The sequence below is a fragment of the Roseburia hominis genome (genome assembly GCA_040702975.1).
GTDB classification, from domain to species: domain Bacteria; phylum Bacillota; class Clostridia; order Lachnospirales; family Lachnospiraceae; genus Allocoprococcus; species Allocoprococcus hominis_A.
Genome location: CP159990.1, coordinates 2,549,433 through 2,573,392 on the forward strand (window position 1 = coordinate 2,549,433; position 23,960 = coordinate 2,573,392).

Below are 23,960 nucleotides of genomic sequence, written 5' to 3' on the forward strand. Positions count from 1 at the left end.
CCATGAAGATCGGAATTATGGGTGGTACGTTCGATCCCATCCATAACGGACATCTGATGCTGGCCGAATATGCCTATCGTAACTATGGGCTGGATGAGGTATGGTTTCTCCCCAACGGCAATCCTCCCCACAAGCAGAACCCTGCTATCCAGAAGGATACGTTTGAGCGGGTGGAGATGACACGTCTTGCCATATCAGATGTCCCTTATTTCAAGCTATGCACATACGAAGCGGAAAATCAGAATAAATCCTACACGTACCGGACGCTTATACATTTTCGTGAAAAATATCCGCAGCATGCCTTTTATTATATCATCGGGGCGGACTCCCTGTGCGATATCGAGACCTGGGCGCACCCGGAGATACTTTTAGGACTTGCAGTCATTCTTGCCGCTTACCGTGACGACCTGGATACGCCTGATGAGATGAATACGCGGATTCAGTTCTTAAATGAGAAATATCAGGCAGATATCCGTCTTTTGCGCACCCCGCTCATGGACATTTCTTCCCATGAGATCCGGGAGCAAATCGCTAAAGATGAGAACTGGCAGTCGCAGGTTCCGCTTAAAGTAGCTTCGTATATTAAGACACAAGGATTATACCAGGGTGATGACAATGGAAGAAGAACTGAATAAGATAAAAAGAAGAGTGAAACGATATCTGGACAAGGACCGCTATGATCATACGATTGGCGTGATGCATACGGCAGGCTGTCTGGCTATGCGTTACGGCGCCGATCTGGATGGCGCCCTGACCGCCGGACTTCTGCATGACTGCGCTAAATGCCTTTCCAGCGACGAAAAAATCCGTCTTTGTAAGAAGTACCATCTGGATATCAACGAGGCTGAGATGAAGAATCCGGGGCTTCTGCACGCGAAACTGGGAGCTTTTCTGGCATGGAAGAAATATAATATCGAAGATAAAAAGATTCTCCGCGCCATTGCTGCCCACACGACGGGAAGGCCTGCCATGTCTCTTTTGGATAAAATCATCTATATTGCAGATTTTATAGAGCCCGGCCGGTGCGAGGCTCCGAATCTCACTGATGTACGTGCGCTGGCCTTTGTGGATCTTGACGCCTGCCTCTTTAAAATACTGGAGGACACGCTCACCTATCTGAATACCAAAGGCGTGACAGTGGACCCCATGACAGAAAAAACATATCTGTTTTATAAGCAGCTTCATGACGTAAAAGTGAACAGTTAATGAAAGGGTGGTGTAAGAATGGATCAAAAAGAACTATCAAAAAAGATGGCGAGAATCGCCTGTCAGGCACTTTCCGATAAAAAAGGGGAGGACGTTCGTGTCATAGACATCTCAGGCGTTTCCGTCCTTGCGGACTATTTTATCATTGCAAATGGAACTAACGAAAGCCAGGTTCGCGCACTGGTGGATCACACGGAAGAGGAGCTTGCCAAAGCCGGATTTGAGGCAAAACAGCGGGAAGGCTACGGCTTGGGAAGTTGGGTGCTCCTGGATTTCGGCGACATTATCGTACATGTTTTTGACAAGGAAAACCGGCTATTCTATGATTTAGAGCGAATCTGGTGTGACGGAAAGGCCATTGATGTGGATTCTTTATAGCACGGCCCTGGAAGACCACACAGTCTGACAGATATTGGTACACGGGAAATTTATTTAGATATCCTGACAGCGATAAAAAATCACCTCTCCAATTATAAGCAATAAAGTTGTTCAAGCACTATTGCAAAATCGGAAAAGGTGATTTTTTGCATTGGAATGAAACCCAACCGAAGCTTTCTTAAGTCAAGTAAGAGTTCAACTATCAGTCCATTAACGGAAAAAACGCATTACTGCAATTACTTTTCCGAGAATCTCCACGTCAGTCAGGATAAACGGTTCCATGTGATCATTCTCCGGCTGAAGACGAATATAACCTTCTTCTTTATAGAATGTCTTTACCGTTGCGCCATCCTCGATCAATGCGACCACCATCTCACCGTTGGAAGCTACACTTCTCTTTTCTACGACAACATAATCGCCGTCAAGGATTCCCGCGTTGATCATGCTCTCTCCGTGAACCTCGAGCATGAATACATCGCTATTCGGCATAAATTCTACCGGAATAGGAAAATAATCTTCAATATTCTCCTGAGCCAGAATCGGTTCCCCCGCAGCTACACGACCCAGAATCGGCACCTGGACCATCTCACGGCGCGTCAGATTGAAGGTGTCATCTAAAATCTCGATTGCACGCGGTTTGGTAGGATCGCGGCGAATATAGCCGTTCTTCTCCAGTGTCTCAAGATGGGAGTGGACAGAAGAAGTAGACTTTAAATTCACTGCATCGCAGATCTCCCGAACAGCCGGCGGAAATCCCCGCTCCAGAATCTGAGACTTGATATATTCTAAAATTTCTTCCTGTTTCTTGCTTATCTTTCCTTTACTCATTCTTTGACCTCCTAAGTCAATAACTTTATTACTCACCAGACCTATTATATAGAGCCATGTATTGACATACAAGCATATCATCCATAAACTTTGACCCTGATATCATCATATCATAAACCTTCGGAAAAAGCAAACAAATGTTTAGAAAATATGTTCGATTTTTTCTTGTAAATGATTGACAAACATTTGTTCCTGTTATATAGTATAGAAGAACAGTTGTTCGGAACGGATTTTCGAGTGGGAGACTCTATTTTAAGGGGGACAAAGATATGGATAAAAGAAGAAATGAAAAGAGAACAGTAAAAACTCATATGTCATGCAAATCATCTGCACATCGCAAAAAATATATTCGTCCATTCAGGCGTTTTTTGACGGGTGTTGCCGCAGTCCTCTTGATCATGATATGCAGTTTTGGGTTCGGCAGCTTTTTCTCCGGCGCACATGTGAATGCGCAGGAGGAGCCCGCAGAATACAAGTATTATAAAAGTGTTCGGATCGAAGAGGGAGACACCTTCTGGAGCCTCGCAGAAGAGTATATGAATTCATCTTGTGACTCTATTTATGATTATATGGATGAATTGGCAGAGATCAATAATCTCAGTATATCGGAAGCAGAACACTTAACTCCGGGAGACTATATGCTGGTCGCCTGCCTTGACACACAGCTGTCTGAATGCGAATAATCATTGACAATCCGACATCATTACTCGTATACTTGTAGTAGTATGAAAGTACAAACGAAAAGGGGCGCATATTATGAAAAATAAGCAGATTATCGGACTTGTCGTGGCTGCCGTTCTTTTTGTGGTGGTAGGTTTCAGCAGTGTTCTTTCTCATGCACTGTCTGAACGGATCTTCTCTAAAAATACCGCCTTACTGGAAGAACTGGCAGATGAGACCTCATTTACACCGCCAGATGGAAAGTATATCGGCATTGTACAGGTAACAGGAACCATTCAGGAACAGACACAGGAATCTCTATTTGAAGCTCCTGCAGGTTATCAGCATCTTTCCACTATGGAATATATTGACAATCTTGCCTGGGACGACAACAATACCGGGATTCTTCTTTACATTGATTCTCCGGGCGGAACCGTATATGAATCAGAAGAGCTGTACGACAAATTAAAAGAATACTCCGAATCCACCGGACGACCGATCTGGGCTTATATGGCACACTACGCAGCATCCGGCGGGTATATGGCCTCCGTTGCTGCCGACAAAATTTATGCAAACAAGAACACCGTTACCGGCTCCATTGGCGTAATTATGTCCGGATATGATCTGTCCGGATTATATGAGAAACTGGGAATACGCTATATCAGCATTACGAGCGGTGCCAACAAAGACAGCAGCAAGATGACAGAAGAGCAGATTGCCATCTACCAATCTCAGGTAGACGAATGTTACGACGCTTTTGTGACAAAGGTCGCAGAAGGGCGCAATATGAGTACAGACGCTGTGCGGACTCTTGCTGATGGGCGTACCTATACCGCTTTGCAGGCCGTGAATAACGGACTGGTAGATGAAATCAGTTCCTACGAGGAGATGAGAGCCGCGTTCGAAGAAGAATTAGACACATACATGTATTATGATATGCCGGCCAAGACGAATTTCTTTTCCTCCCTGTTCTCTGAACTCAAAGAAATCGTACCAAAGTCAGAAGCACAGATCCTTACTGAAACTGCTGATAAGATGGAAAGTGGGGTGCTGATGTACTATGCAGAACAATTACGCTAATCGGGCAGAAGAGTACACTTATGCCGGATTCTGGGCACGGCTCGCTGCTTTTCTCATCGACAATATCATTGTCTTTTTCATGCTGCTGATCGTTCGCATGTTTTTAGGACTGGGAGCTTTGCTCTTTTCAGAATTTGCCGGTGCCGGAAGCACTTTTTTTAATAAGGGTTTATTATTTCAGTTTTCATTGAAAGACATATTGCTATATCTCGTGAAAGTAGCTTACTTTATTATCTTAACTTATTATACCGGGTGTACCTTTGGCAAACGTGCCATGAATCTTGTCGTGATCAGCCGGAAGACATCCGATGGAAGAGTAAGCCTGTTTGATATTATTTACCGGGAAACAATCGGGAGATATTTAAGCAGTTTCCTGCTCTGCATCGGTTATTTTATGATAGGTATTGGAAAAGAGAAATGTGGAATACACGATATTCTATGTGATACCAGAGTCGTATATGGCAAAAAACTGAAATTGTTTGAAACCAATACGGCACATCGCCAGACCGGGACTTTCTCGAATACAGGGAACATGAATCCCCCTGTGATGCCGGCTGGACCGTATTCCTATACCGGTCCTTCTACTAAAGATAATCAAAGTAGCGATAAGCCACATTTCAATAATACAGCCCCTAATCGGCCGAATCAGCCATTTTATGGCGCTGGTCCATATCAATATGGTGTCCCAATGCAAAACGCGCCATATGAGCCAAATACAAGCAATACACAAAATTCGGAAGCATTCAATGAAGAAGAATGTGTATCAGAACCAGAATGTCCGGAAAATAAAATACAGGATTAACTATTAAAAATTATTTAAAATAACTGAAAATCTAAAGGGATTGATGAATTTGCAAATGCAGATACCCAGCATTTTTCTTGCTTTTCTCGTCAATCCCTTTTTGATAGCAGTGGTTTGTTGACATCAATCTATACGACAAATCCATCACGGTTTGTCACAAACGAAGCTGACGATATCTTCCCCTCCTGGAATAGTGATATCGTCAGCGCAGTGTCAGATTATGAGACAGAGCGGTAAACCGCTCTGTTCCTCTTTACTCAATCTGTGCGACTAACCGGGATTTGTCGTAAGTGAAACTCTGATCGGGGAGCTCCTCTCAGAGCTACCCGGTCAGAGATTGAACGTTAGATGTCCGGGGTCGAACGTCCAGAAGTTCAGCTTTTTATCTTTTATTGTTAATATGCACAAACGAAATCGATTTATTCCGCCCGATCGGGCTTTACTGAAGCAATAGCATTTGTGCAATATATACAATTATTCTTTGTCTAATTTGATTTCTCCGTTATAAGTTTCATATTGTTCAATGTGCTTTTTTATTAAATATTCCGCTTCTTTACTGGCGCTTCTATTATTTCTTTCTGCTATAATTTCGAATTTTGTTTTTATCTCTCCATCTGTTCTTACAACTATTTTAGGTTTTTGACTTGGCATAACGTATACTCCTTTATTCATAAAAAAGTGTTGACAAAGTGTATGCACCTATTGTATATTAATGGTGTATATAAGGTGTATACACTTTTTGGCGATTGTGTTTCACATTATAACATATTTTCTCTTGTTTATCAATGCTGGGGCTTTGGCCTCCCAGGGTTGTTTCATGAATCTTCCCAAACAGCTTCATTTGTTATAACCCCTCTATTATTCAGATCAGAATCTTTCTAAACGCATCCTTTGCAATTCCTTACCCGCATCCAAGATGTTTGCCCTCTAAAAAGGCGCAAAATATCCCTATATCTTATTTACACTTTTTTCAAAATAACTTATACTTATTTTATATCAATAGAAACTGGCTATCCCGTTGAAGACATATTTCTTTCTTAAGAATGGATCATCACTGAACTCGTCCATAGCTTCTGTCATGATCTCCGAACAGTCCCCGGCCAGCATAGCTATCCGCAGGATGTTATAGGCAAACTTCCTGATCAGGGCCAGATTGATCTTTGATTTTTTCGCCGGGGACCTGTCTTCACGGAACGTATCGTCTAACACATGGTGAAGTCGGTTTTCGACCGACCAGTGCTCCCTTTTTATACGTCCCATTTCTTCCGCTGTCAGTTCCATATCCGAGATCATTCCTGTTTTCTGTATATCCTTTGGCCTTTCCTCATCCTGGACTGGTCTGGGCCTTCTTCTTGAACCCTTTTCCAGAAATGTCCTCACATCTGGTGTGATATCATTTCCCTTAGGATCCCGTTCAACCGGTATCCGTATCTGACGGGCTAATCCCACTGTTTTTACAAAAGGCCATTCTTTCTGTGTCTTTGTCAGGAGGCTGCATTCCCCACAAACGCTGTACCATCGGTATTCCTGCCTGTCACGGTTCCTTTCCTGCTGGCACACTTCCTCATATTTTTCCTGCATTTCCGGATACCTTGCCCTGTAGTTACTGTCTTTTTTCATCTTTTTGTGGTCTTCTGCCATCTCTCCGAAATATTTCACGATCTCATCATAGGACTGTGGCTGGTTCTTTTTTACCATCAGCACAAAATGTCCCCCCTGGGAAAGGATCTGCTCCATGATCTGCGTCTGTGTCCCAATTGCATCTGTTGTGACTGTACTTCCCTGGATATCAAGCAGTTTCAACAGCTCCGGTATCGCCTTAATCTCACAGTCTTTATTCTGAATGGGCATCTGCGCGATCACCAGTCCCGTTACCGCATCTATCGCATTCAGGATCATCGGGGCCCTGAAATCCTTCACTTTCTCCATTGCTGCCCGCAGTGCCTTTCCGTCAATTGATATATGGATTCCTTTCGTGCTTACAATCTCCCCGATCCATTCCATGAATGCCAGCGCAAACAGTTCCACGTCAATCCCCCATAGGATCCGGCATGCTGTTGCCGGGGATGCGATACCCTTCTTTAATAGAAGATATTCCCGCAGCTCTTCCAGATGTTTGTTACACCATCTAAGGCTCCTGCGTATAGTTGTCTTTCCTGCCAGAAAACCGGTCACCAGACATACCAGCACTTCCGCAGAGTCATGCTTTGTCTCCCGGCCGCATCGTGGATCCGGCACCATCCTCATATATTCCAGAAGCATTTTTGTCCGAAAGCCATTCTCAGCACACGGAAAGTTCCACCCCTGTTTTTTCTAACAGTTCCTCCTGTTCTGTACTAATCTTTGATATCACCCTTTCTTTTTCAAAATACAGCAGATAAATACTTTTCAATATCTGCAGTTTTTGAAGTTCTACTCCGTGCTCTTTATAAATCCGTCTGCTCAGGGATGCTGCCTGGGCATTAAACTGATAGTGAAATTCCTGCTCCGTTTTTATCTCTCTTTCTTTCGCAAGGTAGGTCTCTGGTGACCATTTTTTCAGAATAACCGAAAGGACATCCTCCCAGTCATTCCCCAGAGGTTTCTTCCATCCCTCCGGGCACAGCTGCCATACTGCCCTGGAGAATCCATACTCCCTCACTTCTATCCCTCCCAGGGATATTTTTTTCTTTTCACTTTTTATGACTCCTTCCGGAGTTATGATGCCGATATAAGTATCTACCGGCTGTGGGTATTTTTTCCCGGGAACACGCCTGGAAGTGCGTTTATAGAGATAATAAGTATCACCTTTCTTTTTGACGGTGGTTCCCCTGGTCCGTTTCTCCTGCACCCAGTCAGGATATTTTTTCTCTGTTACTGGCATAATATCCTCCTTTCTGTATAGGTAGAGCATACCTATACTATATAGACATTATACCTCTACAAGAGAAAAAAGTCGAGGGTTATGAAAAAAATGTATAATTTCCATAACCCCCGTAAAAACAGTATGCTTAATCATTTGAATTATTCTTCATGAAACAACCCTGTTTGGCCTCCATTGGTAAACATGGCATAGGGTAGGGTAGGAGAAAGGAGAGCGCAAAATGAAGGTAAAAGATATTAGTTATGGTATAGGGATTCCTGTTGACATTATCGTTAACAGGCTGAGAACGCATTACGATTCTTTTTCTCAGATTCCTGAGGAGCTTCTTGACCATGAGGTTGACCGTATGGGGATTTTTAAAGAAGAACTCTACATATATGTCATTTGATTTGGAAGGGGTGGTTGAGAAATGAAGATTCAGGAACTTGTTGATGTTCTTTCTTGTGAATCCAGAGTCTCGATTGAGGAAGCTGATTCTAAGCCTTTTGAGCATCTTTATATTGGTTTTGGTTTCGATATTCCATCAGATCTCTGTGATGAAGATGTTTTGATGATTGTCCCATCTGATGCTTGCTTGACGATATTGGTAGAAAGGTAAAGGTGGTTAAGTGACTGTTGATAGACTGCTCCGTTATCTGCATGGTGAACTGTTGATAAGAGAAAGGCTGGAAGAACCCTACCAGTATCGTACTTTGTATCGAGGTGATGATGTGATTATTCCGTATGAAGTCCGTTCAAGGTCAGTCTCTTATATTACTGCCGTTGATAACTGCATCATGGTGACTGTCAGGGAAAATAGATATTAAGAGGTGGGCGCTCCGGCGCCTACCCTAACTTAGGTAACTGCCACTGAGAGTGGTTGGAATATAAAAGAATAGGAGATAAGCGTATGAAGATTTATGGAACTTTTCAGGGTGAATTTCGAAGCATCAGCTTCACGGAGTATAAGGATAATGCCGGGAAGATGGCTAAGAGCTTCAAGATAGGAGTGGAGTTGTCTGATGCAGACATGGGAATGCTCCCGTGTGTCGATCTCGAAGAGCATATCATGAAATCGGGAATCAAGAAGGGCGATATCTGTTCCTTCGATTTTGAATTCAATACCGATTATAATCGGCTCCGTGTCATGACGATGAACAAACTAAAGTAATTATCACGGGGTCAAGGCCTTGAGCTTGCGTGCCTTGACGCTGGGAGAATTACGGTTACAATGGCGGTTGCCCGGTAGGATAGTCCATCATACCGGGCTTGGGTGTAGGAGAACGTGGAATGAATGAGGATTTGTTTGTTGAACCGGATTCTGTTGCTGGGGATGCTCATGATGAAGCATCACCTGGTCTTGAGGGAACACCTTCGGAGAGCGAAGCTCCTGTGGAGGAAGCTCTGATGCCTGACAGTTCGAACGAGGAATATCTTGCGCAGTATTCGGAGACTCTCGAGGCGATTTCGGTTTCTGTGGAAGGAATAGGGCAGAGACTGGATACTATAACAAATTGCCTGATTGTTACTATGGTTGGCATAGCCTTATTGGTAGGTGTATTTGCCAGCAACATACTGGCTAAATATTTCAGAGCGTGAGGTGTCAGGTCATGAATGGGGAATTTTTAGTTATCTCGCTGGAGGAATGCGGTTCACTTTTTGTATCCGCCATTCCGGCGGGTTTTGTGATAGGGTGCATCCCTATGATGATTGGTTTTGCTGTGCATGCATTAGTTAAAATATTCAAAACGGTGTAAACCGGGAAAGGAGAGGAGTTTATGGAAGCTGTAACGACTGCATTAACAACTAGCTTTACGACCGTTGGTACTTCAATCACTGGTATCATCGCGGACGTTCTGCCGATCGCGCTCCCTGTTGTGGGCGCTATGATCGTGGTCACTACTGGTATTAAAATCTTTAAAAGAGTTGTGTCTAAGTAGGACGGAAGAACTTGCTAAGTGGAAAGGGTCGGAGAAATCCGGCTCTTTTCTTTTATCGGAAAGGAGGAAAAGAGAAAGAGATGAAGAAAAGATGTTTTAAAAAGATGGTCGTTTATGTGCTGGTAGGAGTGCTGGCTAGTGGGTCTGTTATGATGTCTTATGATAAAGCCAGGAGTGTAAAGGCAGTTGCTGGGGTAGATGATGTTGCTATAGTAACATTCCTTCTTTTGATGTACGGTTGCGTTACTTTGGCTTATTACGGCAATACGGACGGTTCTAGCGCTCTTGCTGATGATATTGAAGAGGCTTATGAAACTGCGCGTTTTACAATACTGAATGGTGGTGCTGGTGATCCTGATGACCCGGATAACGATGATGACAAATACGACGGTGACGGAGACGGGGAAGTCACGGAAAAGGATTTGCCTCCGTTCAGTTCGTTCTTTAGTTCGCCGGAAGGAATCGCCCTGACTGCCGGAGCGGTTCCGCTTTTGGGCGCGATCGTGGGGGATATTGTGAAGGAAAAGTATGGAGCTTTGAAGACGGCAACTTCAAAAGAAAAATTTGATAAAGCAATGAATTCTGTGAATTCACTTTGTTTAAAAAAGGGGTTTGATCCTTCTTCTTTTAATTCTCATTTTTATACTGTCTATCCGTATAAAGATGGTACTTTTGTATTGTCATATTATTTTGGTACTGATATGGTTGTTTATTTAAAATCTGGTACTCTTCATATTGAACGCAATGGTTCTAATCCGTTATATGGCTGTTCTCGTTCTACTAGTACCAATTCAACGACTTTTCTTGGGGAACTTTCTAACTCATCTTCTAGTATAGATTCTCTTGCATCTTATGGAGGTGATGTTCCTATTTTCTCTTCTGAACGAGAAGGTGTTGATTATTACGAAAATGGCCGTTCAGACTGGGTTACTCCAGATTTATCGAATGCGCTTGCCAGTAATACTGATCTGCCTGTCCTTCCGTCATTTGACCCGACTAAGCTCTATAGTATACCGGAGCTTCAGGCGCTCCAGAATCTGTTACAGAGTATAGGCACTGCCATTAATCCGGCTGCGCAGTTGGAACTTGTTAACCAGTACCTTGCAAGCCTTCAAACTGACCCAGCGCCAGCTCCGGACCCTAATCCAGATCCAGACCCTAACCCCGATCCAGACCCTAACCCTGATCCAGACCCTAACCCTGATCCAGACCCTAACCCTGATCCAGATCCAGATCCTAACCCTGACCCAGACCCTAACCCTGATCCAGACCCTAACCCTGATCCGGACAATCCTACGAACAATAAGGATTTTCTCCGTGATCTAAAGCATATATTCCCGTTCTGCATTCCGTTTGATCTGGTCGATTGTTTCCGTCTGTTTAACGCGGAGCCCGTGACACCACGAATCGAAGTTCCGGTTCATTTTGGTGTGATTAACTATGACCATACCTTCGTCATTGATTTGAAGGATTTCAATGGAGTAGCAGCGGTCTGCCGGGCGATGTTTTTGGTATTGTATATTGTTGGCCTTGTGCTTTCCACAAGAGCGTTGATTAAAGGGTAGGTGATCTTATGCTGAGTTTTATGAAAGAGATTTTAGGACAGTTCCTTGACTGGGTGCTGGCGCTCCTTCCGACGTCGCCATTCACCCAGTTCATAGAGGCTTGTAGTGATATTCCATATCTCGGATGGCTTAACTGGTTCATCCCTGTGGGACAGATGATCGCGATAGGGGAAGCGTGGCTCGTGGCGATCGGACTGTTCTATATGTATTCCATCATTCTTCGCTGGATCAAGGCGATTGAATAAGTTGTATATATTGCACAAATATTGAGTCTTCAGCTGACGTCAGCTGATGCTGATCCAGACCGAAAAGTTATTTTTGTTTGTGCATAGTGACTATAACGGGTAGGAAAGGAGTGTTTTTATGTGGTTCGATGAAGAGACCGAAGGCACATGCATCACCTGTCAGTATGGCGATAAGGATTACAGTTGTGGCATCTGCCAGAACTGTCTCGACACCTATGTCTTTTGCGGTGTCAAATATAACTGCTATAAAGAGCGGGAGAGGAGGGGACTGCGTTATGATCTATCTGTATTCTGGCACACCTGGCTCTGGAAAGTCCTTACATACTGCAAGGGTCATATATTATACCTTGAAGAGAAATATGCCTGTAATCGCCAATTTCGCGATAAATTTGACCAAAATACCGAGATGTAGGGGAGAGTTCGTTGAGAAGGATAATGAGTCTCTGACGCCGGAATTCCTCATCCAGTATTCCGCTGACTATTTCTCCGGTCAGAGGGCGAGGGAGGGCGCTCTGCTTCTTGTCATCGACGAATGCCAGCTGATGTTCAATGCCAGGGAATGGAATACGAAAGGACGCAACAAATGGCTGTCCTTCTTTACCCAGCACCGGAAATATGGTTATGACGTCATTTTGGTCGCGCAGTTCGACCGCATGATTGACCGCCAGATACGTTCCCTGATCGAATACGAACAGGTTCACCGGAAGGTCAGCAACTTCGGCTGGAAGGGAAAAATCCTGAGCTCGTTCTGTCTTGGCAAGCTGTTCGTAGCTGTGAAAGTGTGGTACCCGATGAAAGAGAAAGTCGGTTCTGAATTCTTTATCGCAGAAAAGAAGTTCTATAGCTTGTATGACACATTCGGAATGTTCGGCTCGGTGCAGGACGGGGAGTCAGGGGCCCCGCCCGGAGCCGAGGCGGACAGCCCGGAAGGGGCGGAAAAAGTGTCGTGAAGGACGTGTCCCTATATACTTGACAATAGGGACACTTGAGTGTCATTTAACAAATTTAAAGAAAAGTTAGGGTATGAGTTATGTTTAATGTTAGGGTTAAAAAATACCTTGACACTGAGCAATTACAGATATTTTCTTTGCCTCTTTGTTCTAAGGGAGATAGGATTATAAATAAGCCTTTCAGCTTGGAATCAGGGGAAATATTCCCTTGTAATTCTCATAAATTTATCAATCCCTTTACTGAGGAAGTGGAATGGTATCGTAACATGGGTGACCCTGAAGAAAATCTAAAACGTTCAGTGAGGAGGTCTAAAAATATGATCTATGATATCGCTAAAAGTAACCGCTGGGAATGGTTCTTTACGTTGACATTTGACCCAGAAAAGGTTAATTCATTTGATTATTCGGAGTGCAGTAAAAAATTGTCGCAATGGCTTAAGAACATAAAGAATCGTGGTAATTCCGAACTAAAGTATCTGATTGTTCCAGAACTGCATAAATCCGGACGCTGGCATTTTCATGGTCTGTTCGCTGGCTGTGATAACATGGAATTCACTGACAGTGGCCATCGTGACAAGAAAGGCCGTGTGATCTATAACATTGGCCGGTATAAGCTGGGCTTTTCTACGGTGACTAAAATTGACGATATGCAGAAAGCCTGTTCATACATAGTCAAATATGTGTCTAAAGAATTGTGTTCAGTAACTAAGGGAAAGAAACGCTATTGGGCTTCAAATAACTGCGATAAACCTGTTATTGATGAATATTGTGTGTTAATGCCAGTGGAGGAGATTCTAGCGTGTTCTGATGAGAGTAAGGGGCATTTAAAGAAGGTACGCACTGATTATGTTGATGTGATATACCTGGAGGTGCCAATCTATACGACAAATCCTGATTTTTCCAAAAGATGTGGACGTTTTTTATAATATATGGTATGATTTATTTGGATTTTCTTATTTTCAGCAATTTTACTTTATTTTAAAGGAGGTTTTCATTAATCATGGCACAGCCAAAAACATATCAGGAACAAACATATATTGATAATACCTTGCGGTTACGTGATGTATTAAAGACAATGCCGGAATTTGCCAAAGATTATTTTCGCGCAATTGAACCGACGACCTCACCCAGAACCAGGATTTCTTACGCATATGATATCCGGACATTCTTCCAATTCTTATTACAGGAGAACCCCGTCTTCAAGAATTATACGATGAATGACTTTAAGCCATCGGATCTGGAGATGCTTTCCCCGGTCGATATCGAAGAATACCAGGAATATCTGAAGGTCTACAAAAGTAAAGAAAGCAATCGGGTCACAACAAATACGGAAAAAGGTCTTTCACGAAAGATGTCAGCTCTCAGGAGCTTCTATGCATATTACTATAAACACGAGATAATTGAAAAGAACCCTACTTTACTTGTAGATATGCCGAAGTTACACGATAAGGCGATCATACGTTTGGAATCGGACGAGGTGGCAAGCTTGCTGGATCATGTGGAAAAATGCGGCGCCAAACTGACCGGACAGGCACGGGTATATTATGAAAAGACCAGAGAACGTGATCTTGCAATCCTGACTTTATTATTGGGAACAGGCATTCGTGTATCGGAATGCGTGGGCCTGGATATCGGCGATATCGATTTTAAAAACAACGGAATCACCGTGACCAGGAAAGGTGGAAATCAGATGGTTGTATATTTTGGCGATGAAGTGGAAAAAGCGCTCCGCACCTATCTGGAGACCACTCGCAAGGCTGCCTCTCCTCTCCCGGGTGAAGAAAATGCACTCTTTTTATCCACCCAGAAAAAACGTATGGGAGTTCAGGCGGTAGAAAATATGGTCAAAAAATATGCCCGCCGGGTAACCCCAAACAAAAAGATCACGCCGCACAAACTGCGGAGTACTTACGGAACCTCGCTTTATAAGGAAACCGGAGATATTTATCTGGTGGCAGATGTACTTGGTCATAAGGATGTAAATACCACCAAAAAGCACTACGCGGCCATCGATGAAGACCGCAGGCGCAGCGCCGCCAATATCGTAAAGCTCAGAGAACCCTAGCAAGGGACCCTGAGCTTTACTCTCTTTCTTTATAATACCTTATCCGTTCTTCTGCGCCAGCTCATACATAGCCGCTGCAATAATCTGATAGGATTTCATCATTTTATCAAGCTGAACACGTTCATTCGGCTGATGAATAACATCTTCCTCTCCCGGGAACGCCGGTCCAAAGGCAACCATATTCGGAAATTCTTTTGCGTAGGTTCCGCCACCGATTGCGATTGGTTCCCTGCAATCCTGTGTTTCCGCCTCATACACCTTCACCAGCTTGGAAACCAGTTCAGAATCCTTTGGAACATACAGAAGTTTTGCATTGGTCTTTTTCAGAACATCCAGCCCATAGCTGTTGATTTCATTGATTACACGATCGTCAACAACCTCTGGGTCAGCATTCTTCGGATAACGGATATCCAAAGTAAATGAACACTCTTTCTCATTAAATTCTACGACACCCAGATTTACAGTCGTCTCTCCCGTTTCCTCATCTACAAAATGGATTCCCAAGGACTCGCCGTTTGTCTCGGTTCCAATCTTTTCCAATAAGAAATCCGCATACTGCTGGAAAGTTCCGCCAAATTCATTTTCTTTTACAGCATTTAATAGTCTGATTGCTGCATTGACGCCTAATTGCGGTGTGCTTCCATGTGCGGAAACGCCGACAGCCTCTACGATCGTCTTTCCCTCTTCCTCTCGAACAGTGACTCCCTCTGCCGGTGTCACTTTCAGAGGTCCGCACACGACTAATTTACAGAACGGAGTCACCACGTTTGCAGCCATACCTCCGCTAAAGGATTCTACTTTAATTTTACCTTCATTAATCATCTTCTCACCAGCGATAAATCCACTGGTCCCCTTCTCACAGAAAATAGCCGGGAACTCTGCATCAGGAGTAAAACCAATCGTTGGCAACTCATATCCATTTTCCACATAATGCTTCACACAGGAAGAGCCACACTCTTCATCTGTGCCAAACAGGACACGAATCCTTCTGTCAATCGGAAGATTCAGATCACGAATGGCTTTCAGGGCATATACGGCAGCGATGACCGGACCCTTATCGTCCAGAATTCCCCGCCCCCAGAGTTCTCCATCATGAATCTCTGCACCAAACGGTGGATATTTCCAGCCTTCTCCTGCCGGGACAACATCCAGATGTCCGAGAATTCCAACCATCTCTTCTCCTTCACCGTACTCAATCCAGCCCACACGGTTGTCGGCATTGCCGGTCTGAAATCCCAGCTTTTCTCCCAGCGCCAACAGATCATCCAATGCCGCTTTAGGCCCCTCCCCGTAGGGTGCTCCCGGTTTCGCCTCGCCACGCACACTCTCGATTCTCATATTCTGCTGAATCGAAGCGATAATCTCCTCCTGCATCTCCATCATTTTCTTGTTCAATGCTTCATAACTCATAGGATCATATCCTCTCTTTCCTGATTAATTTATGTTCAACGCATCGCTGCGCGATTTCCTGATATATGAAATTGCTCCTTTGGTATCTGGTATCCTTCCTGCAATTTATGCAATTACTCTCTGATGTTCCATCTTGCACTCCATTAAGCATTTATAGCCTGTCGGAGTCAAGCACGATCGTGAACGGTCCGTCATTTAACAGACTCACCTTCATATCCGCGCCAAAGCTCCCCCGCTCCACCACCGGAACACTTTTCTTACATTCCGAAATGATGTATTCGTACATCTCATTTGCCATATCCGGTGCGCCCGCTTCCGTAAAACTCGGCCTGTTCCCTTTTTTACAGTTTGCATATAAGGTAAACTGCGATATCAGAAGAAGTTCTCCGCTTACATCTGCAAGCGACAGGTTCGTCTTACCGTTCTCATCTTCAAATATACGCATTCCCACTAATTTCTTGATCATCTTGTCTGCAATTTCCCGGGTGTCCTCCTGCCCGACGCCAATAAGCACGAGAAAGCCTTTCCCAATCTTCCCGATGACTTCCTCTTCCACAGTGACATCGGCATGTGTCACGCGCTGTATCACAAATCTCATCCTGCCAAATCCTTTCTGTTTTCTCCTCAATACATACGCAATGCATATGCAGATCCGCCCTTATCCTGATACTTATTCATGCACTAATATTCACAGCAAATTATGTATCATTTCCGAGCCAATTCTATCTTACCATTTAATGTCTCTCGTGGCAAATAGTTTATACATAGATTTTTACGTATTTTGAGAAACAAAAGCGAAAAAAATATACAGGATTTCAGTGACTTTACAGGCCGAATATGATAAAATATGAATCGCGAAAATACATGGAAAATTATGTGCCGACAGGGAGCCTATTTCCCTTTTCAGGCCGGAAGGAATCGATTTTATGAAATTACAGCAATTACTGAGTTTTACGAGAAAAGCCATGGATGAATATGCCATGATACAGGAAGGTGATCACATTGCAGTCGGGATCTCCGGCGGAAAGGACAGTTTGACACTTCTATATGCGCTTCACGGGCTGCGCCGGTTCTATCCGGAAAGATTTGACCTTACCGCCGTGACCGTAGATCTGGGCTACGAGAAATGTGATTTTTCACCGGTAGCCGAGCTTTGCCGCACGCTGCAGGTTCCATATGAGATTGTAAAGACAGATATCGCACATATCCTGTTCGAGGAACGAAAGGAACCGAACCCCTGCTCCTTATGCGCCAAAATGCGAAAGGGTGCACTGAATGAGGCTGTAAAGCGGATCGGCTGCAACAAGGTGGCATACGCTCACCACAAGGATGATATCATCGAGACCATGCTGCTCTCCCTGATCTTTGAAGGGCGCTTTCACTCCTTTTCGCCGAAGACCTATCTGGATCGAATGGATCTGACTGTGATCCGGCCGATCATGTTCGTGGAGGAAGCAGATGTCATTGGATTTCAGCACAAATACAATCTCCCGGTCGTCAAAAGCCGCTGTCCGGTAGACGGCCTGACCAAACGGCAGTATGCAAAGGACCTGATCAGACAGATCAATCTGGAGAACCCGGGCGTCAAGAACCGCATGTTCACTGCGATACTGAACGGAAATATTGCAGGCTGGCCTGAACGCATCATTCGCCAGCGTTAAATATTAGTAAAATCTATTATTTGACTGCGTTACCTCTCAAAATATAGATTTTATCCATATTCTTTTGAATTTCCTGTTGAATAGTTGCTGAACTACACTCTTCAATCGAAATACTAACATGTTCAGCATTACATCCATACGTTTCTTCAAAAACTTTCACAATTTTGGTTACTATGGATTTTTTGACATTTTCATCTTTAGGTATGGATTTTATTGTAATAAATGGCATAAAATAATCTCCTCTCTCTGATACATTATATCCATTCTTTATAACGTGGTATATTCATGGTACGATGAGCTTCCCAACACTTTTCTACAATCTCCGGATTAGTAAGCGCATCGTACCCTAACTGAGCAAGTGTTTTATATGCATAAATTCCTGCGGTTTCCCCCAAACTGGATCCCGACACTGCCGTGACATTCCAATGATGTCCAGGACTTTTTGTAACACGTCCCAGCCCCTGACAATGAATAGTTGGGCAAAAATATGTCATATTAGCTGCATCCGTACAATTTTGCCATCCTTTTTTTTCTAAGTTAAAAGGAATAAATCCAGTTGGTAAAAGTTCAGAATCTTCAGGGATCATTAAGTCATTTTTATTAATGTTTTTATATAGCTCACGAGCAAAATCATACTCCTCTTCTGTATACCTTAATTCCGGGACTTTAGAAACTGCCATTTCATGATATTGACAAAGTGGATAATTATAATAAAATTGAGGAACTACAGAATCCACTTTATACTCCATTTCTGTTTCAGTCATAAGAGCTGCCCCTCTGCGCATTTTACAGCACGCTCCATTACATTTTCTGCAGCACCATAATCATCTAATGCTCTAAACATATAAACAACGGACGCATAGTCAGGCACAATATTAGGGGCACTTCCACCATTCGGAATGTAATAATGAACTCTGACATGTGGTTTAATATGCTCGCGCATGAATTCACATCCCAAATTCATCAACTGCACTGCATCAAGAGCACTTCGTCCCTCCCATGGCATACCAGACGCATGTGCACTTTTTCCATAAAAGGAAAACTCTACACGAAACGCAACTGTTTGATTGACTGGTGATATATCTAATTTCCCCTGCGCAGGATGCCACATTAGCGCCATATCCAAATCTGAAAAAACGCCGTTTTTAGCCAGATATGCTTTCCCAACACCAATTTCTTCTGCTGGCGCTTCGATTAAACGTATAGTACCATGTAATTCTTCTTTTTCCATCGCATACCTTAGCGCAGAAGCAGCTGCAGCAGCACCGCCTCCCATAAGATTGTGTCCGCACGCATGACCTGGCCCCTCCAACGCCTGCCTCCTGGGGACATTTTCATTTCCTAAATTTGGAAGAGCATCCAATTCTCCAACAATACCAATAACCGGTTTCCCATGTCCCCAGGAGGCAATCACTGTATTTGGCCTTTCCTCAGAACTTTTCCAATTCTCAGCAGCATGAGTTTCGATTGTAACAAATCCCTGTTGTTGCAAAAATTTGACAATAGTATCACAGGCATAATACTCTTTCAATGCCACTTCCGGATGCGCCCATAATGTATGCATAAGAACACGCACTTTTTTTTCATTTCTTTCATACCATTCCGCTAAATATTTATTTATTTTGTCTGTATTCATTATCCTTTCACCTTTGCCCTAAATCAATGAGGGTATCCCCAAACTATATGTTTTATCTCTTTCAAATACGAGGATACCCTCCAAATTATGTCACACACTTCTTCCCATTTTAAACCATAATACCTGCTGGTGTCCCTTCGACAGCATCGCGCTCTTTCGCTCTTTTTAAGCGTTTAGAGAAATATAATGCCAAAATAAAGCAAATTATCATAATAACAAAGGATATACCATACAGCATACGGTAACCTGTTGCCCCTTCATAACTCGTTAATGCATATGCTGCAAATGCAGAAACTCCCGTTTTCTGTACACCGGTCAGGGCAAACATCAATCCATTAATAGTACCTCGTGAAGCCGACGGAAGCCGAGATTCACCAACCATGGATGGTCGTGCCGGTTTACCAATATTAAAGACTCCTCGCAAACAAAATACTAATACAACCAATAAAATCATATAAGCAGGATCAAAAGGAAGAATCAGCATTGCTCCGGAAGCAACAACTCCCAGCAAAATACTAAAGGATATCACACGCATGGTAGATCCCAGTTTTGCTGCGACAATACCTGCCAGCGGTGTCAGAATTATAGCTGAACCATTATTTGCCCACTGAGACACAAATTGTGTAACCGCCGATGAAGCACCAAATTCACTCTGCAGCAAAGGTTGAACATAAGTATTCAAGTGGTTCGGCAAAGTAGTTGCACATGCCATCAGCATAACCAAATAGAAATTGGGATTCTTAAGCAGATCACCCACAATTTTAAAACTGAATTTTTCGGCCTCTGCCTTTTTGCTCTTTTCTGCCAGAATAACGGCACGTTCTACCCACAGATAATGAATCAATAAAGAAATTATCATCATTCCACAAAAGAAGAACAGCATTGCTTTCATACCATCATAATCACCGGATTTGGAAATAATAGCAGATATGAACGGCGTGGTCAGCATTGATTCAATCGCTGCAAACATGTAAAAATAGCCATAAAGTTTAGATTGCTGATTACGGTTACCCATCGCAGCTATGTACTTCAAAGCACAAGGAATGTAGAATCCCAATCCGAAAAACGAAACTAAAACAGCAACCAACTTCATAATATTATAACCGGGAAGTGCCAACATTGTCGCACCACAGGCAGTCAGACCTAAGTATCCGATCGTCATATTGATCTTCGGTTTGAAAATGTCTGCAAAAAAGCCACCAAAGAAATAACAAATTGCACTGGCTCCGGCCATAATCGTATTCAAGTTTGCAATTTGAATAGTTTCATACCCAAATGCTCCCTGAATCAGCGAGTAATAATTGGAGAAAACGTAACCCATGACATTGACCCCAGCCCACCCTAAAGACTCGCAAAAGACCATCAAAATTTGTTTGTAAGTAATTTTGTTTTCCAATGTTTCCATAATTTACCCTCTCTTTATCTTTTATTTTTATTCAAGCCTGAAATTTCAGGCAAAGAATACATTTATCAAAACTGATACAACATAATTTAAACTTTCCATAAATTCCGAGCTATAATTTACTCTTCCGATTTTCTTATTTCTTTCTTAGATAAATAGCCACTCAAAATAATTATCAGGCAAAGCGCTGCCCCAATAGGGCCGCCATCCATATCCAATCCTAATGGTATTTTCAGGAACATGTCAAAGCAGAATGATGTAAGTGTGCCTGCAACCATAGAAGCACAAACGGCTCTGGCATTTACTTTTTTTGCAAAACACCCTATCACTAACGGAAAAAATATCCCGGCTCCATAAGCGCTGCCTCCAGTTTTGGTTAATTGATACAGTTTATCTACATACAATGCCATGATACAAATAATCCCCGCTGACAATACACATATTGTGCGTGTGACAAAAATAACTTTTTTATCTGATAAATCTTTCTTTATTGGGCGAATTATATCATCCACAACAGTGGAACTTAATAACATCAAATAGCTATTTCCGGACGTTAATATCAATGCGAGAAGAATAGACAACATCAATCCCCGAACGATAACCGGAAAATATGTGACAATAAATAAAGGAGTAAACTGACTTCCCTTAACTTCCGGAAAAATCATATTGGAAGCCAATCCTGGCAATGCCGAAAATACCCCACATACAGCCAATGTAAATACCCACGCTACCAGATGGCCACGCACCGCATCCCGTGTGCTTTTCGCCAGAAAAATACGTTGTGCATATGTAGCATTGGCACCTACTGACAAGATATTGTATACGACCCAGCCCAGCATTGTCACCGGAGCAATTCCACCCCAAATTTGCATTCTTTCCGGTCCATTATAAGCCACTATAGTTTCCCAGCCTCCAGCAGTTTTTATAACAATAATCGGAAATAAAATTCCAAAACCAATCAGTAATAACACGGATTGAATCGTATCTGTCAATACAACACCCCATAATCCACTGAAAATGGTGAAAGAAATGACCACAATTGCACCAATCCATGTCCCTACTTCATGATTGCAAATGCCAAGTGCTTCCAGAATATTTCCAATTGCAAGAAAACTACTGGCACAAAACGAAACCATGGATAGCAGTACACAATAGGAAGCAATTTTCCTGGCTGTAGATCCATACTTTTTTTCGATGAACTGTGGAATCGATATTGCCCCGGATTCACGTAGAGGTTTCGCCAGCAGCAAAAGGAACCCCCAGCCTACCCACCAAAACAGATAAGAAACGATACCAGAAAGCCCAGACTCAACAATCAAATCATATTTTCCAAGAACCATATTGGCTCCCATTGTAGTAGCTATGCAAGTCCCTGCAATCATAATCCATGACATATTCTGACCAGCATGATTATAATCATGAGCATTCTTTATTTTTTTTGAAGCTCGTACGCTAATTATTATCATTAAAATAATATAAAGTATGATAACCAATATGTCCCCCAATGAAAGCTTGTCCAAAATACTCATGTAAATCACCTCTTTATAACCTTATTAAGAATTTCTATATTAATTATATCAAAATACATTATGCCTATCACTGTGCGGAAAGCCTATTTATTAATCAGGTAACTGTGACTTGATTAACAATCCTGTTTGTTTTGTTTTTAAAAAAATATCAAAAGAAAATCGAATCTTGACTTTATATGTCGATTTATTATAGTATTACATTCAGAGTAATAAATAATTACAATCAAAATGAGGTGCCCTATGAGTGTAAAATTTAAAATGTTATTGAAAGAATTGGATAGTATTTGTCCCTTTCAATATGTCGGTAACGGAGAGATCGAACTTTACGCAATACAGATTTTTCAATTTGAAGTACAGACACAGAAAAATGTCTTATATATTGCAGATACAGCAGAAGTCCTGCCCACTAAAATTCCAACCAACATACCCGCTGTATTTGTAGAAAAGAATCAAGTATACAAGGTATTCCATACTCTTCAAAATACTCTCATCCGTGCTTTAAAGCAGGAATTATTATTGGAAAAGATACGCACTGCTCAATTTTCTGATGAAAATATCGAAAAAATTGCAGAACTCTTTACAGCGCTTATCGGAAATCCTGTCGTATTTTATGACCAGGATTTAAAAGTATTAACATATTCGGGAACCTTTGATAATTTCAAAGATGACTACTATTCTTTACCGCATTCTGTGAATCCCTATATTTCAAACGGTGAAATGAACCCATTTATTCTACCCGCTGATAAGGAACATAAAAACCGTTCTATGATATGTTTTCTAAGAAAAAACAATACTATTGCCGGTGGGTTTCTGGTGGAAGAAAAAGCACGCATTTTTTCTCCCACGGATATATATTATGCTCAAAAATTCAGTGAAATTTTCTCATCTATTTCTCAAAGCAAATTATCAAGTTCTAAAAATAATGCACAAGAACTTCTTTTCACTGATTTATTAAAAGGAGAGTTTTTATCACCATTCGCTCTGGATAAATTGAAAAAACTTTTCCGTATTTCCAAAGACACAACACTATATCTTCTTCTAATCGATACTGCATTTCAGACAGATACTATAATGCTCCAGGAATCTCTGGCGCACATCTTGAGGAACAAAGTATTTCGATACCAACATTACTATGTGACGTTACTCCCTATACCCTTAAAGGGGTGTATTCTTTATAATCCTCCTTCTGGATTTGTTGACTTCATAACAAAGCATAGATTATTTGCCTCTCTTAGTAATGGTTACACAGATTTAAATAAAACGAGCATCGCACTTAATCAATGTCTGCGTACTTTAAAAATAGGATACAATATTCGAAAATCTCAACATTTTTACAGATTTGAGGATCAAATGATATATTATATGTTCAGTTTAATCGGTGATGAAAATGCATTAATGGATTTGTGCCATCCAATCATTCAACAAATATATGAATACGATCAACAGCATCAGACAGAATATATTCGAACACTAGGAGCGTATATTTTGTTAGAAAAGAGTATTAAACGATGTGCAGATGCATTATATATCCACCGTAATACCATGATTAATCGAATTGATAAAATAAAATCTTTGTTTAAAATAGATTTTTCAGATAGCCGTATGAAGACGAAACTTCATATGTCCGTTCTGATACTAGGCTATTTGGGAAAAGTTGATTTATTTGTCCAACCATTACTTATAGAAATGGATAGTTCCATTCTTTAAAATCCGTTTAAGTGACCAAAGGCATCTGGTACACACTCGATGCCCTGGTCACTT

30 protein-coding genes are annotated in these 23,960 nt (G+C 42.3%); 19 read left to right on the forward strand and 11 right to left on the reverse strand.

The window, feature by feature from the left end; translation table 11 throughout:
* Positions 1–2 precede the first annotated feature (2 nt).
* From nadD to rsfS, 3 genes are read left to right on the forward strand one after another with little or no spacing between them, the layout of a single operon-like run.
* Positions 3–635, forward strand: coding sequence for a nicotinate-nucleotide adenylyltransferase (gene nadD, locus ABXS75_11810; protein XCP83762.1), 633 nt, complete (start codon positions 3–5; stop codon positions 633–635).
* Positions 616–1,206: a bis(5'-nucleosyl)-tetraphosphatase (symmetrical) YqeK gene (gene yqeK / locus ABXS75_11815; protein XCP83763.1), complete on the forward strand. Its 591-nt coding sequence runs from the start codon at positions 616–618 to the stop codon at positions 1,204–1,206. Before nadD ends, yqeK begins: the two co-directional genes overlap by 20 nt.
* An 18-nt stretch (positions 1,207–1,224) precedes the next feature.
* The gene (rsfS, locus tag ABXS75_11820; protein XCP83764.1) at positions 1,225–1,584 is read left to right on the forward strand and encodes a ribosome silencing factor; all 360 of its coding nucleotides are present in this window, start codon (positions 1,225–1,227) and stop codon (positions 1,582–1,584) included.
* Positions 1,585–1,794: 210 nt separating this feature from the next.
* Here the strand turns inward: rsfS and lexA are convergent, their stop codons facing one another.
* Positions 1,795–2,412, reverse strand: a complete 618-nt coding sequence (lexA, locus tag ABXS75_11825) for a transcriptional repressor LexA (GenBank protein ID XCP83765.1) — start codon at positions 2,410–2,412, stop codon at positions 1,795–1,797.
* Between the two features lie 269 nt (positions 2,413–2,681).
* Here lexA and ABXS75_11830 point away from each other — a divergent pair, with 269 nt between their 5' ends.
* The 3 genes from ABXS75_11830 to ABXS75_11840 all read left to right on the forward strand — a co-directional run bounded on the left by ABXS75_11830 (position 2,682) and on the right by ABXS75_11840 (position 4,954).
* A complete protein-coding gene (locus ABXS75_11830) occupies positions 2,682–3,095 on the forward strand; it encodes a hypothetical protein (GenBank protein ID XCP83766.1) in 414 nt (137 codons plus the stop codon).
* Between the two features lie 73 nt (positions 3,096–3,168).
* Positions 3,169–4,152 (forward strand): signal peptide peptidase SppA, encoded by a 984-nt coding sequence (sppA, locus tag ABXS75_11835; GenBank protein XCP83767.1) that lies wholly within the window; start codon positions 3,169–3,171, stop codon positions 4,150–4,152.
* Entirely contained in the window at positions 4,133–4,954 is an 822-nt protein-coding gene (locus tag ABXS75_11840; GenBank protein ID XCP83768.1) for an RDD family protein, read from the forward strand. Before sppA ends, ABXS75_11840 begins: the two co-directional genes overlap by 20 nt.
* Positions 4,955–5,428: 474 nt before the next feature.
* Here the strand turns inward: ABXS75_11840 and ABXS75_11845 are convergent, their stop codons facing one another.
* The 3 genes from ABXS75_11845 to ABXS75_11855 all read right to left on the reverse strand — a co-directional run bounded on the left by ABXS75_11845 (position 5,429) and on the right by ABXS75_11855 (position 7,817).
* A complete protein-coding gene (locus ABXS75_11845) occupies positions 5,429–5,605 on the reverse strand; it encodes a TraY domain-containing protein (protein XCP83769.1) in 177 nt (58 codons plus the stop codon).
* A gap of 345 nt (positions 5,606–5,950) precedes the next feature.
* On the reverse strand, positions 5,951–7,195 hold the full coding sequence (locus ABXS75_11850; protein ID XCP83770.1) for an ISAs1 family transposase: 1,245 nt from the start codon (positions 7,193–7,195) through the stop codon (positions 5,951–5,953).
* Positions 7,196–7,235: 40 nt separating this feature from the next.
* Entirely contained in the window at positions 7,236–7,817 is a 582-nt protein-coding gene (locus ABXS75_11855) for a hypothetical protein (GenBank protein ID XCP83771.1), read from the reverse strand.
* 220 nt (positions 7,818–8,037) lie between these two features.
* Here ABXS75_11855 and ABXS75_11860 point away from each other — a divergent pair, with 220 nt between their 5' ends.
* The 11 genes from ABXS75_11860 to ABXS75_11910 all read left to right on the forward strand — a co-directional run bounded on the left by ABXS75_11860 (position 8,038) and on the right by ABXS75_11910 (position 14,561).
* Positions 8,038–8,205 (forward strand): hypothetical protein, encoded by a 168-nt coding sequence (locus ABXS75_11860; GenBank protein XCP83772.1) that lies wholly within the window; start codon positions 8,038–8,040, stop codon positions 8,203–8,205.
* 21 nt (positions 8,206–8,226) lie between these two features.
* A complete protein-coding gene (locus tag ABXS75_11865; protein XCP83773.1) occupies positions 8,227–8,415 on the forward strand; it encodes a hypothetical protein in 189 nt (62 codons plus the stop codon).
* A gap of 10 nt (positions 8,416–8,425) precedes the next feature.
* Positions 8,426–8,623 (forward strand): hypothetical protein, encoded by a 198-nt coding sequence (locus ABXS75_11870; protein ID XCP83774.1) that lies wholly within the window; start codon positions 8,426–8,428, stop codon positions 8,621–8,623.
* A gap of 83 nt (positions 8,624–8,706) precedes the next feature.
* Entirely contained in the window at positions 8,707–8,967 is a 261-nt protein-coding gene (locus ABXS75_11875) for a hypothetical protein (GenBank protein ID XCP83775.1), read from the forward strand.
* Positions 8,968–9,086: 119 nt separating this feature from the next.
* A complete protein-coding gene (locus ABXS75_11880) occupies positions 9,087–9,395 on the forward strand; it encodes a hypothetical protein (protein XCP83776.1) in 309 nt (102 codons plus the stop codon).
* 179 nt (positions 9,396–9,574) lie between these two features.
* A complete protein-coding gene (locus ABXS75_11885; GenBank protein XCP83777.1) occupies positions 9,575–9,736 on the forward strand; it encodes a hypothetical protein in 162 nt (53 codons plus the stop codon).
* An 80-nt stretch (positions 9,737–9,816) separates the two neighbouring features.
* Complete coding sequence (locus ABXS75_11890; protein XCP83778.1) at positions 9,817–11,301, forward strand: hypothetical protein; 1,485 nt, start codon at positions 9,817–9,819, stop codon at positions 11,299–11,301.
* Between the two features lie 8 nt (positions 11,302–11,309).
* Positions 11,310–11,546, forward strand: a complete 237-nt coding sequence (locus ABXS75_11895; protein ID XCP83779.1) for a hypothetical protein — start codon at positions 11,310–11,312, stop codon at positions 11,544–11,546.
* Positions 11,547–11,821: 275 nt separating this feature from the next.
* The gene (locus ABXS75_11900; protein ID XCP83780.1) at positions 11,822–12,496 is read left to right on the forward strand and encodes a zonular occludens toxin domain-containing protein; all 675 of its coding nucleotides are present in this window, start codon (positions 11,822–11,824) and stop codon (positions 12,494–12,496) included.
* Positions 12,497–12,813: 317 nt separating this feature from the next.
* On the forward strand, positions 12,814–13,422 hold the full coding sequence (locus ABXS75_11905) for a hypothetical protein (protein ID XCP83781.1): 609 nt from the start codon (positions 12,814–12,816) through the stop codon (positions 13,420–13,422).
* Between the two features lie 74 nt (positions 13,423–13,496).
* The gene (locus ABXS75_11910; protein ID XCP83782.1) at positions 13,497–14,561 is read left to right on the forward strand and encodes a tyrosine-type recombinase/integrase; all 1,065 of its coding nucleotides are present in this window, start codon (positions 13,497–13,499) and stop codon (positions 14,559–14,561) included.
* 39 nt (positions 14,562–14,600) lie between these two features.
* On the opposite strand, the gene pepV is transcribed toward ABXS75_11910, so the two are convergent.
* Positions 14,601–15,971, reverse strand: coding sequence for a dipeptidase PepV (pepV, locus tag ABXS75_11915; GenBank protein XCP83783.1), 1,371 nt, complete (start codon positions 15,969–15,971; stop codon positions 14,601–14,603).
* A gap of 151 nt (positions 15,972–16,122) precedes the next feature.
* On the reverse strand, positions 16,123–16,569 hold the full coding sequence (dtd, locus tag ABXS75_11920; GenBank protein XCP83784.1) for a D-aminoacyl-tRNA deacylase: 447 nt from the start codon (positions 16,567–16,569) through the stop codon (positions 16,123–16,125).
* Positions 16,570–16,897: 328 nt separating this feature from the next.
* On the opposite strand from dtd, the gene ABXS75_11925 reads away from it, so the two are divergent.
* Positions 16,898–17,632, forward strand: a complete 735-nt coding sequence (locus tag ABXS75_11925) for an ATP-binding protein (protein XCP83785.1) — start codon at positions 16,898–16,900, stop codon at positions 17,630–17,632.
* Positions 17,633–17,648: 16 nt separating this feature from the next.
* Here ABXS75_11925 and ABXS75_11930 read toward each other — a convergent pair whose 3' ends face one another.
* The 5 genes from ABXS75_11930 to ABXS75_11950 form a co-directional block, all read right to left on the reverse strand.
* Positions 17,649–17,861 carry a hypothetical protein gene (locus ABXS75_11930; protein XCP83786.1) on the reverse strand — a complete coding sequence of 71 codons (213 nt, stop codon included), beginning with the start codon at positions 17,859–17,861 and terminating at the stop codon, positions 17,649–17,651.
* 25 nt (positions 17,862–17,886) lie between these two features.
* Positions 17,887–18,396 carry a hypothetical protein gene (locus ABXS75_11935; GenBank protein ID XCP83787.1) on the reverse strand — a complete coding sequence of 170 codons (510 nt, stop codon included), beginning with the start codon at positions 18,394–18,396 and terminating at the stop codon, positions 17,887–17,889.
* Positions 18,393–19,268: an amidohydrolase gene (locus ABXS75_11940; GenBank protein XCP83788.1), complete on the reverse strand. Its 876-nt coding sequence runs from the start codon at positions 19,266–19,268 to the stop codon at positions 18,393–18,395. The genes ABXS75_11935 and ABXS75_11940 overlap by 4 nt, the downstream gene beginning before the upstream one ends.
* 109 nt (positions 19,269–19,377) lie before the next feature.
* A complete protein-coding gene (locus tag ABXS75_11945; GenBank protein XCP83789.1) occupies positions 19,378–20,673 on the reverse strand; it encodes an MFS transporter in 1,296 nt (431 codons plus the stop codon).
* 116 nt (positions 20,674–20,789) lie between these two features.
* The gene (locus tag ABXS75_11950; GenBank protein XCP83790.1) at positions 20,790–22,199 is read right to left on the reverse strand and encodes a sodium:solute symporter family protein; all 1,410 of its coding nucleotides are present in this window, start codon (positions 22,197–22,199) and stop codon (positions 20,790–20,792) included.
* Positions 22,200–22,439: 240 nt separating this feature from the next.
* Between ABXS75_11950 and ABXS75_11955 the strand changes: the two genes are divergently transcribed.
* Positions 22,440–23,906, forward strand: coding sequence for a helix-turn-helix domain-containing protein (locus ABXS75_11955; GenBank protein XCP83791.1), 1,467 nt, complete (start codon positions 22,440–22,442; stop codon positions 23,904–23,906).
* Positions 23,907–23,960 lie beyond the last annotated feature (54 nt).

What these genes read in the sequence shown, in the direction of transcription:
- ABXS75_11845 (XCP83769.1), bottom strand. Translation starts at nt 5,605, where the DNA reads ATGCCAAGTCAAAAACCTAAAATAGTTGTAAGAACAGATGGAGAGATA.
- ABXS75_11880 (XCP83776.1), top strand. Translation starts at nt 9,087, where the DNA reads ATGAATGAGGATTTGTTTGTTGAACCGGATTCTGTTGCTGGGGATGCT.
- ABXS75_11895 (XCP83779.1), top strand. Translation starts at nt 11,310, where the DNA reads ATGCTGAGTTTTATGAAAGAGATTTTAGGACAGTTCCTTGACTGGGTG.
- ABXS75_11885 (XCP83777.1), top strand. Translation starts at nt 9,575, where the DNA reads ATGGAAGCTGTAACGACTGCATTAACAACTAGCTTTACGACCGTTGGT.
- ABXS75_11950 (XCP83790.1), bottom strand. Translation starts at nt 22,199, where the DNA reads ATGAGTATTTTGGACAAGCTTTCATTGGGGGACATATTGGTTATCATA.
- ABXS75_11830 (XCP83766.1), top strand. Translation starts at nt 2,682, where the DNA reads ATGGATAAAAGAAGAAATGAAAAGAGAACAGTAAAAACTCATATGTCA.
- ABXS75_11850 (XCP83770.1), bottom strand. Translation starts at nt 7,195, where the DNA reads ATGGTGCCGGATCCACGATGCGGCCGGGAGACAAAGCATGACTCTGCG.
- ABXS75_11860 (XCP83772.1), top strand. Translation starts at nt 8,038, where the DNA reads ATGAAGGTAAAAGATATTAGTTATGGTATAGGGATTCCTGTTGACATT.
- yqeK (XCP83763.1), top strand. Translation starts at nt 616, where the DNA reads ATGGAAGAAGAACTGAATAAGATAAAAAGAAGAGTGAAACGATATCTG.
- ABXS75_11900 (XCP83780.1), top strand. Translation starts at nt 11,822, where the DNA reads ATGATCTATCTGTATTCTGGCACACCTGGCTCTGGAAAGTCCTTACAT.
- ABXS75_11955 (XCP83791.1), top strand. Translation starts at nt 22,440, where the DNA reads ATGAGTGTAAAATTTAAAATGTTATTGAAAGAATTGGATAGTATTTGT.
- ABXS75_11930 (XCP83786.1), bottom strand. Translation starts at nt 17,861, where the DNA reads ATGCCATTTATTACAATAAAATCCATACCTAAAGATGAAAATGTCAAA.
- ABXS75_11840 (XCP83768.1), top strand. Translation starts at nt 4,133, where the DNA reads ATGCAGAACAATTACGCTAATCGGGCAGAAGAGTACACTTATGCCGGA.
- nadD (XCP83762.1), top strand. Translation starts at nt 3, where the DNA reads ATGAAGATCGGAATTATGGGTGGTACGTTCGATCCCATCCATAACGGA.
- ABXS75_11855 (XCP83771.1), bottom strand. Translation starts at nt 7,817, where the DNA reads ATGCCAGTAACAGAGAAAAAATATCCTGACTGGGTGCAGGAGAAACGG.
- ABXS75_11935 (XCP83787.1), bottom strand. Translation starts at nt 18,396, where the DNA reads ATGACTGAAACAGAAATGGAGTATAAAGTGGATTCTGTAGTTCCTCAA.
- ABXS75_11910 (XCP83782.1), top strand. Translation starts at nt 13,497, where the DNA reads ATGGCACAGCCAAAAACATATCAGGAACAAACATATATTGATAATACC.
- ABXS75_11940 (XCP83788.1), bottom strand. Translation starts at nt 19,268, where the DNA reads ATGAATACAGACAAAATAAATAAATATTTAGCGGAATGGTATGAAAGA.
- ABXS75_11890 (XCP83778.1), top strand. Translation starts at nt 9,817, where the DNA reads ATGAAGAAAAGATGTTTTAAAAAGATGGTCGTTTATGTGCTGGTAGGA.
- sppA (XCP83767.1), top strand. Translation starts at nt 3,169, where the DNA reads ATGAAAAATAAGCAGATTATCGGACTTGTCGTGGCTGCCGTTCTTTTT.
- pepV (XCP83783.1), bottom strand. Translation starts at nt 15,971, where the DNA reads ATGAGTTATGAAGCATTGAACAAGAAAATGATGGAGATGCAGGAGGAG.
- ABXS75_11945 (XCP83789.1), bottom strand. Translation starts at nt 20,673, where the DNA reads ATGGAAACATTGGAAAACAAAATTACTTACAAACAAATTTTGATGGTC.
- ABXS75_11865 (XCP83773.1), top strand. Translation starts at nt 8,227, where the DNA reads ATGAAGATTCAGGAACTTGTTGATGTTCTTTCTTGTGAATCCAGAGTC.
- ABXS75_11875 (XCP83775.1), top strand. Translation starts at nt 8,707, where the DNA reads ATGAAGATTTATGGAACTTTTCAGGGTGAATTTCGAAGCATCAGCTTC.
- lexA (XCP83765.1), bottom strand. Translation starts at nt 2,412, where the DNA reads ATGAGTAAAGGAAAGATAAGCAAGAAACAGGAAGAAATTTTAGAATAT.
- ABXS75_11905 (XCP83781.1), top strand. Translation starts at nt 12,814, where the DNA reads ATGATCTATGATATCGCTAAAAGTAACCGCTGGGAATGGTTCTTTACG.
- ABXS75_11925 (XCP83785.1), top strand. Translation starts at nt 16,898, where the DNA reads ATGAAATTACAGCAATTACTGAGTTTTACGAGAAAAGCCATGGATGAA.
- dtd (XCP83784.1), bottom strand. Translation starts at nt 16,569, where the DNA reads ATGAGATTTGTGATACAGCGCGTGACACATGCCGATGTCACTGTGGAA.
- rsfS (XCP83764.1), top strand. Translation starts at nt 1,225, where the DNA reads ATGGATCAAAAAGAACTATCAAAAAAGATGGCGAGAATCGCCTGTCAG.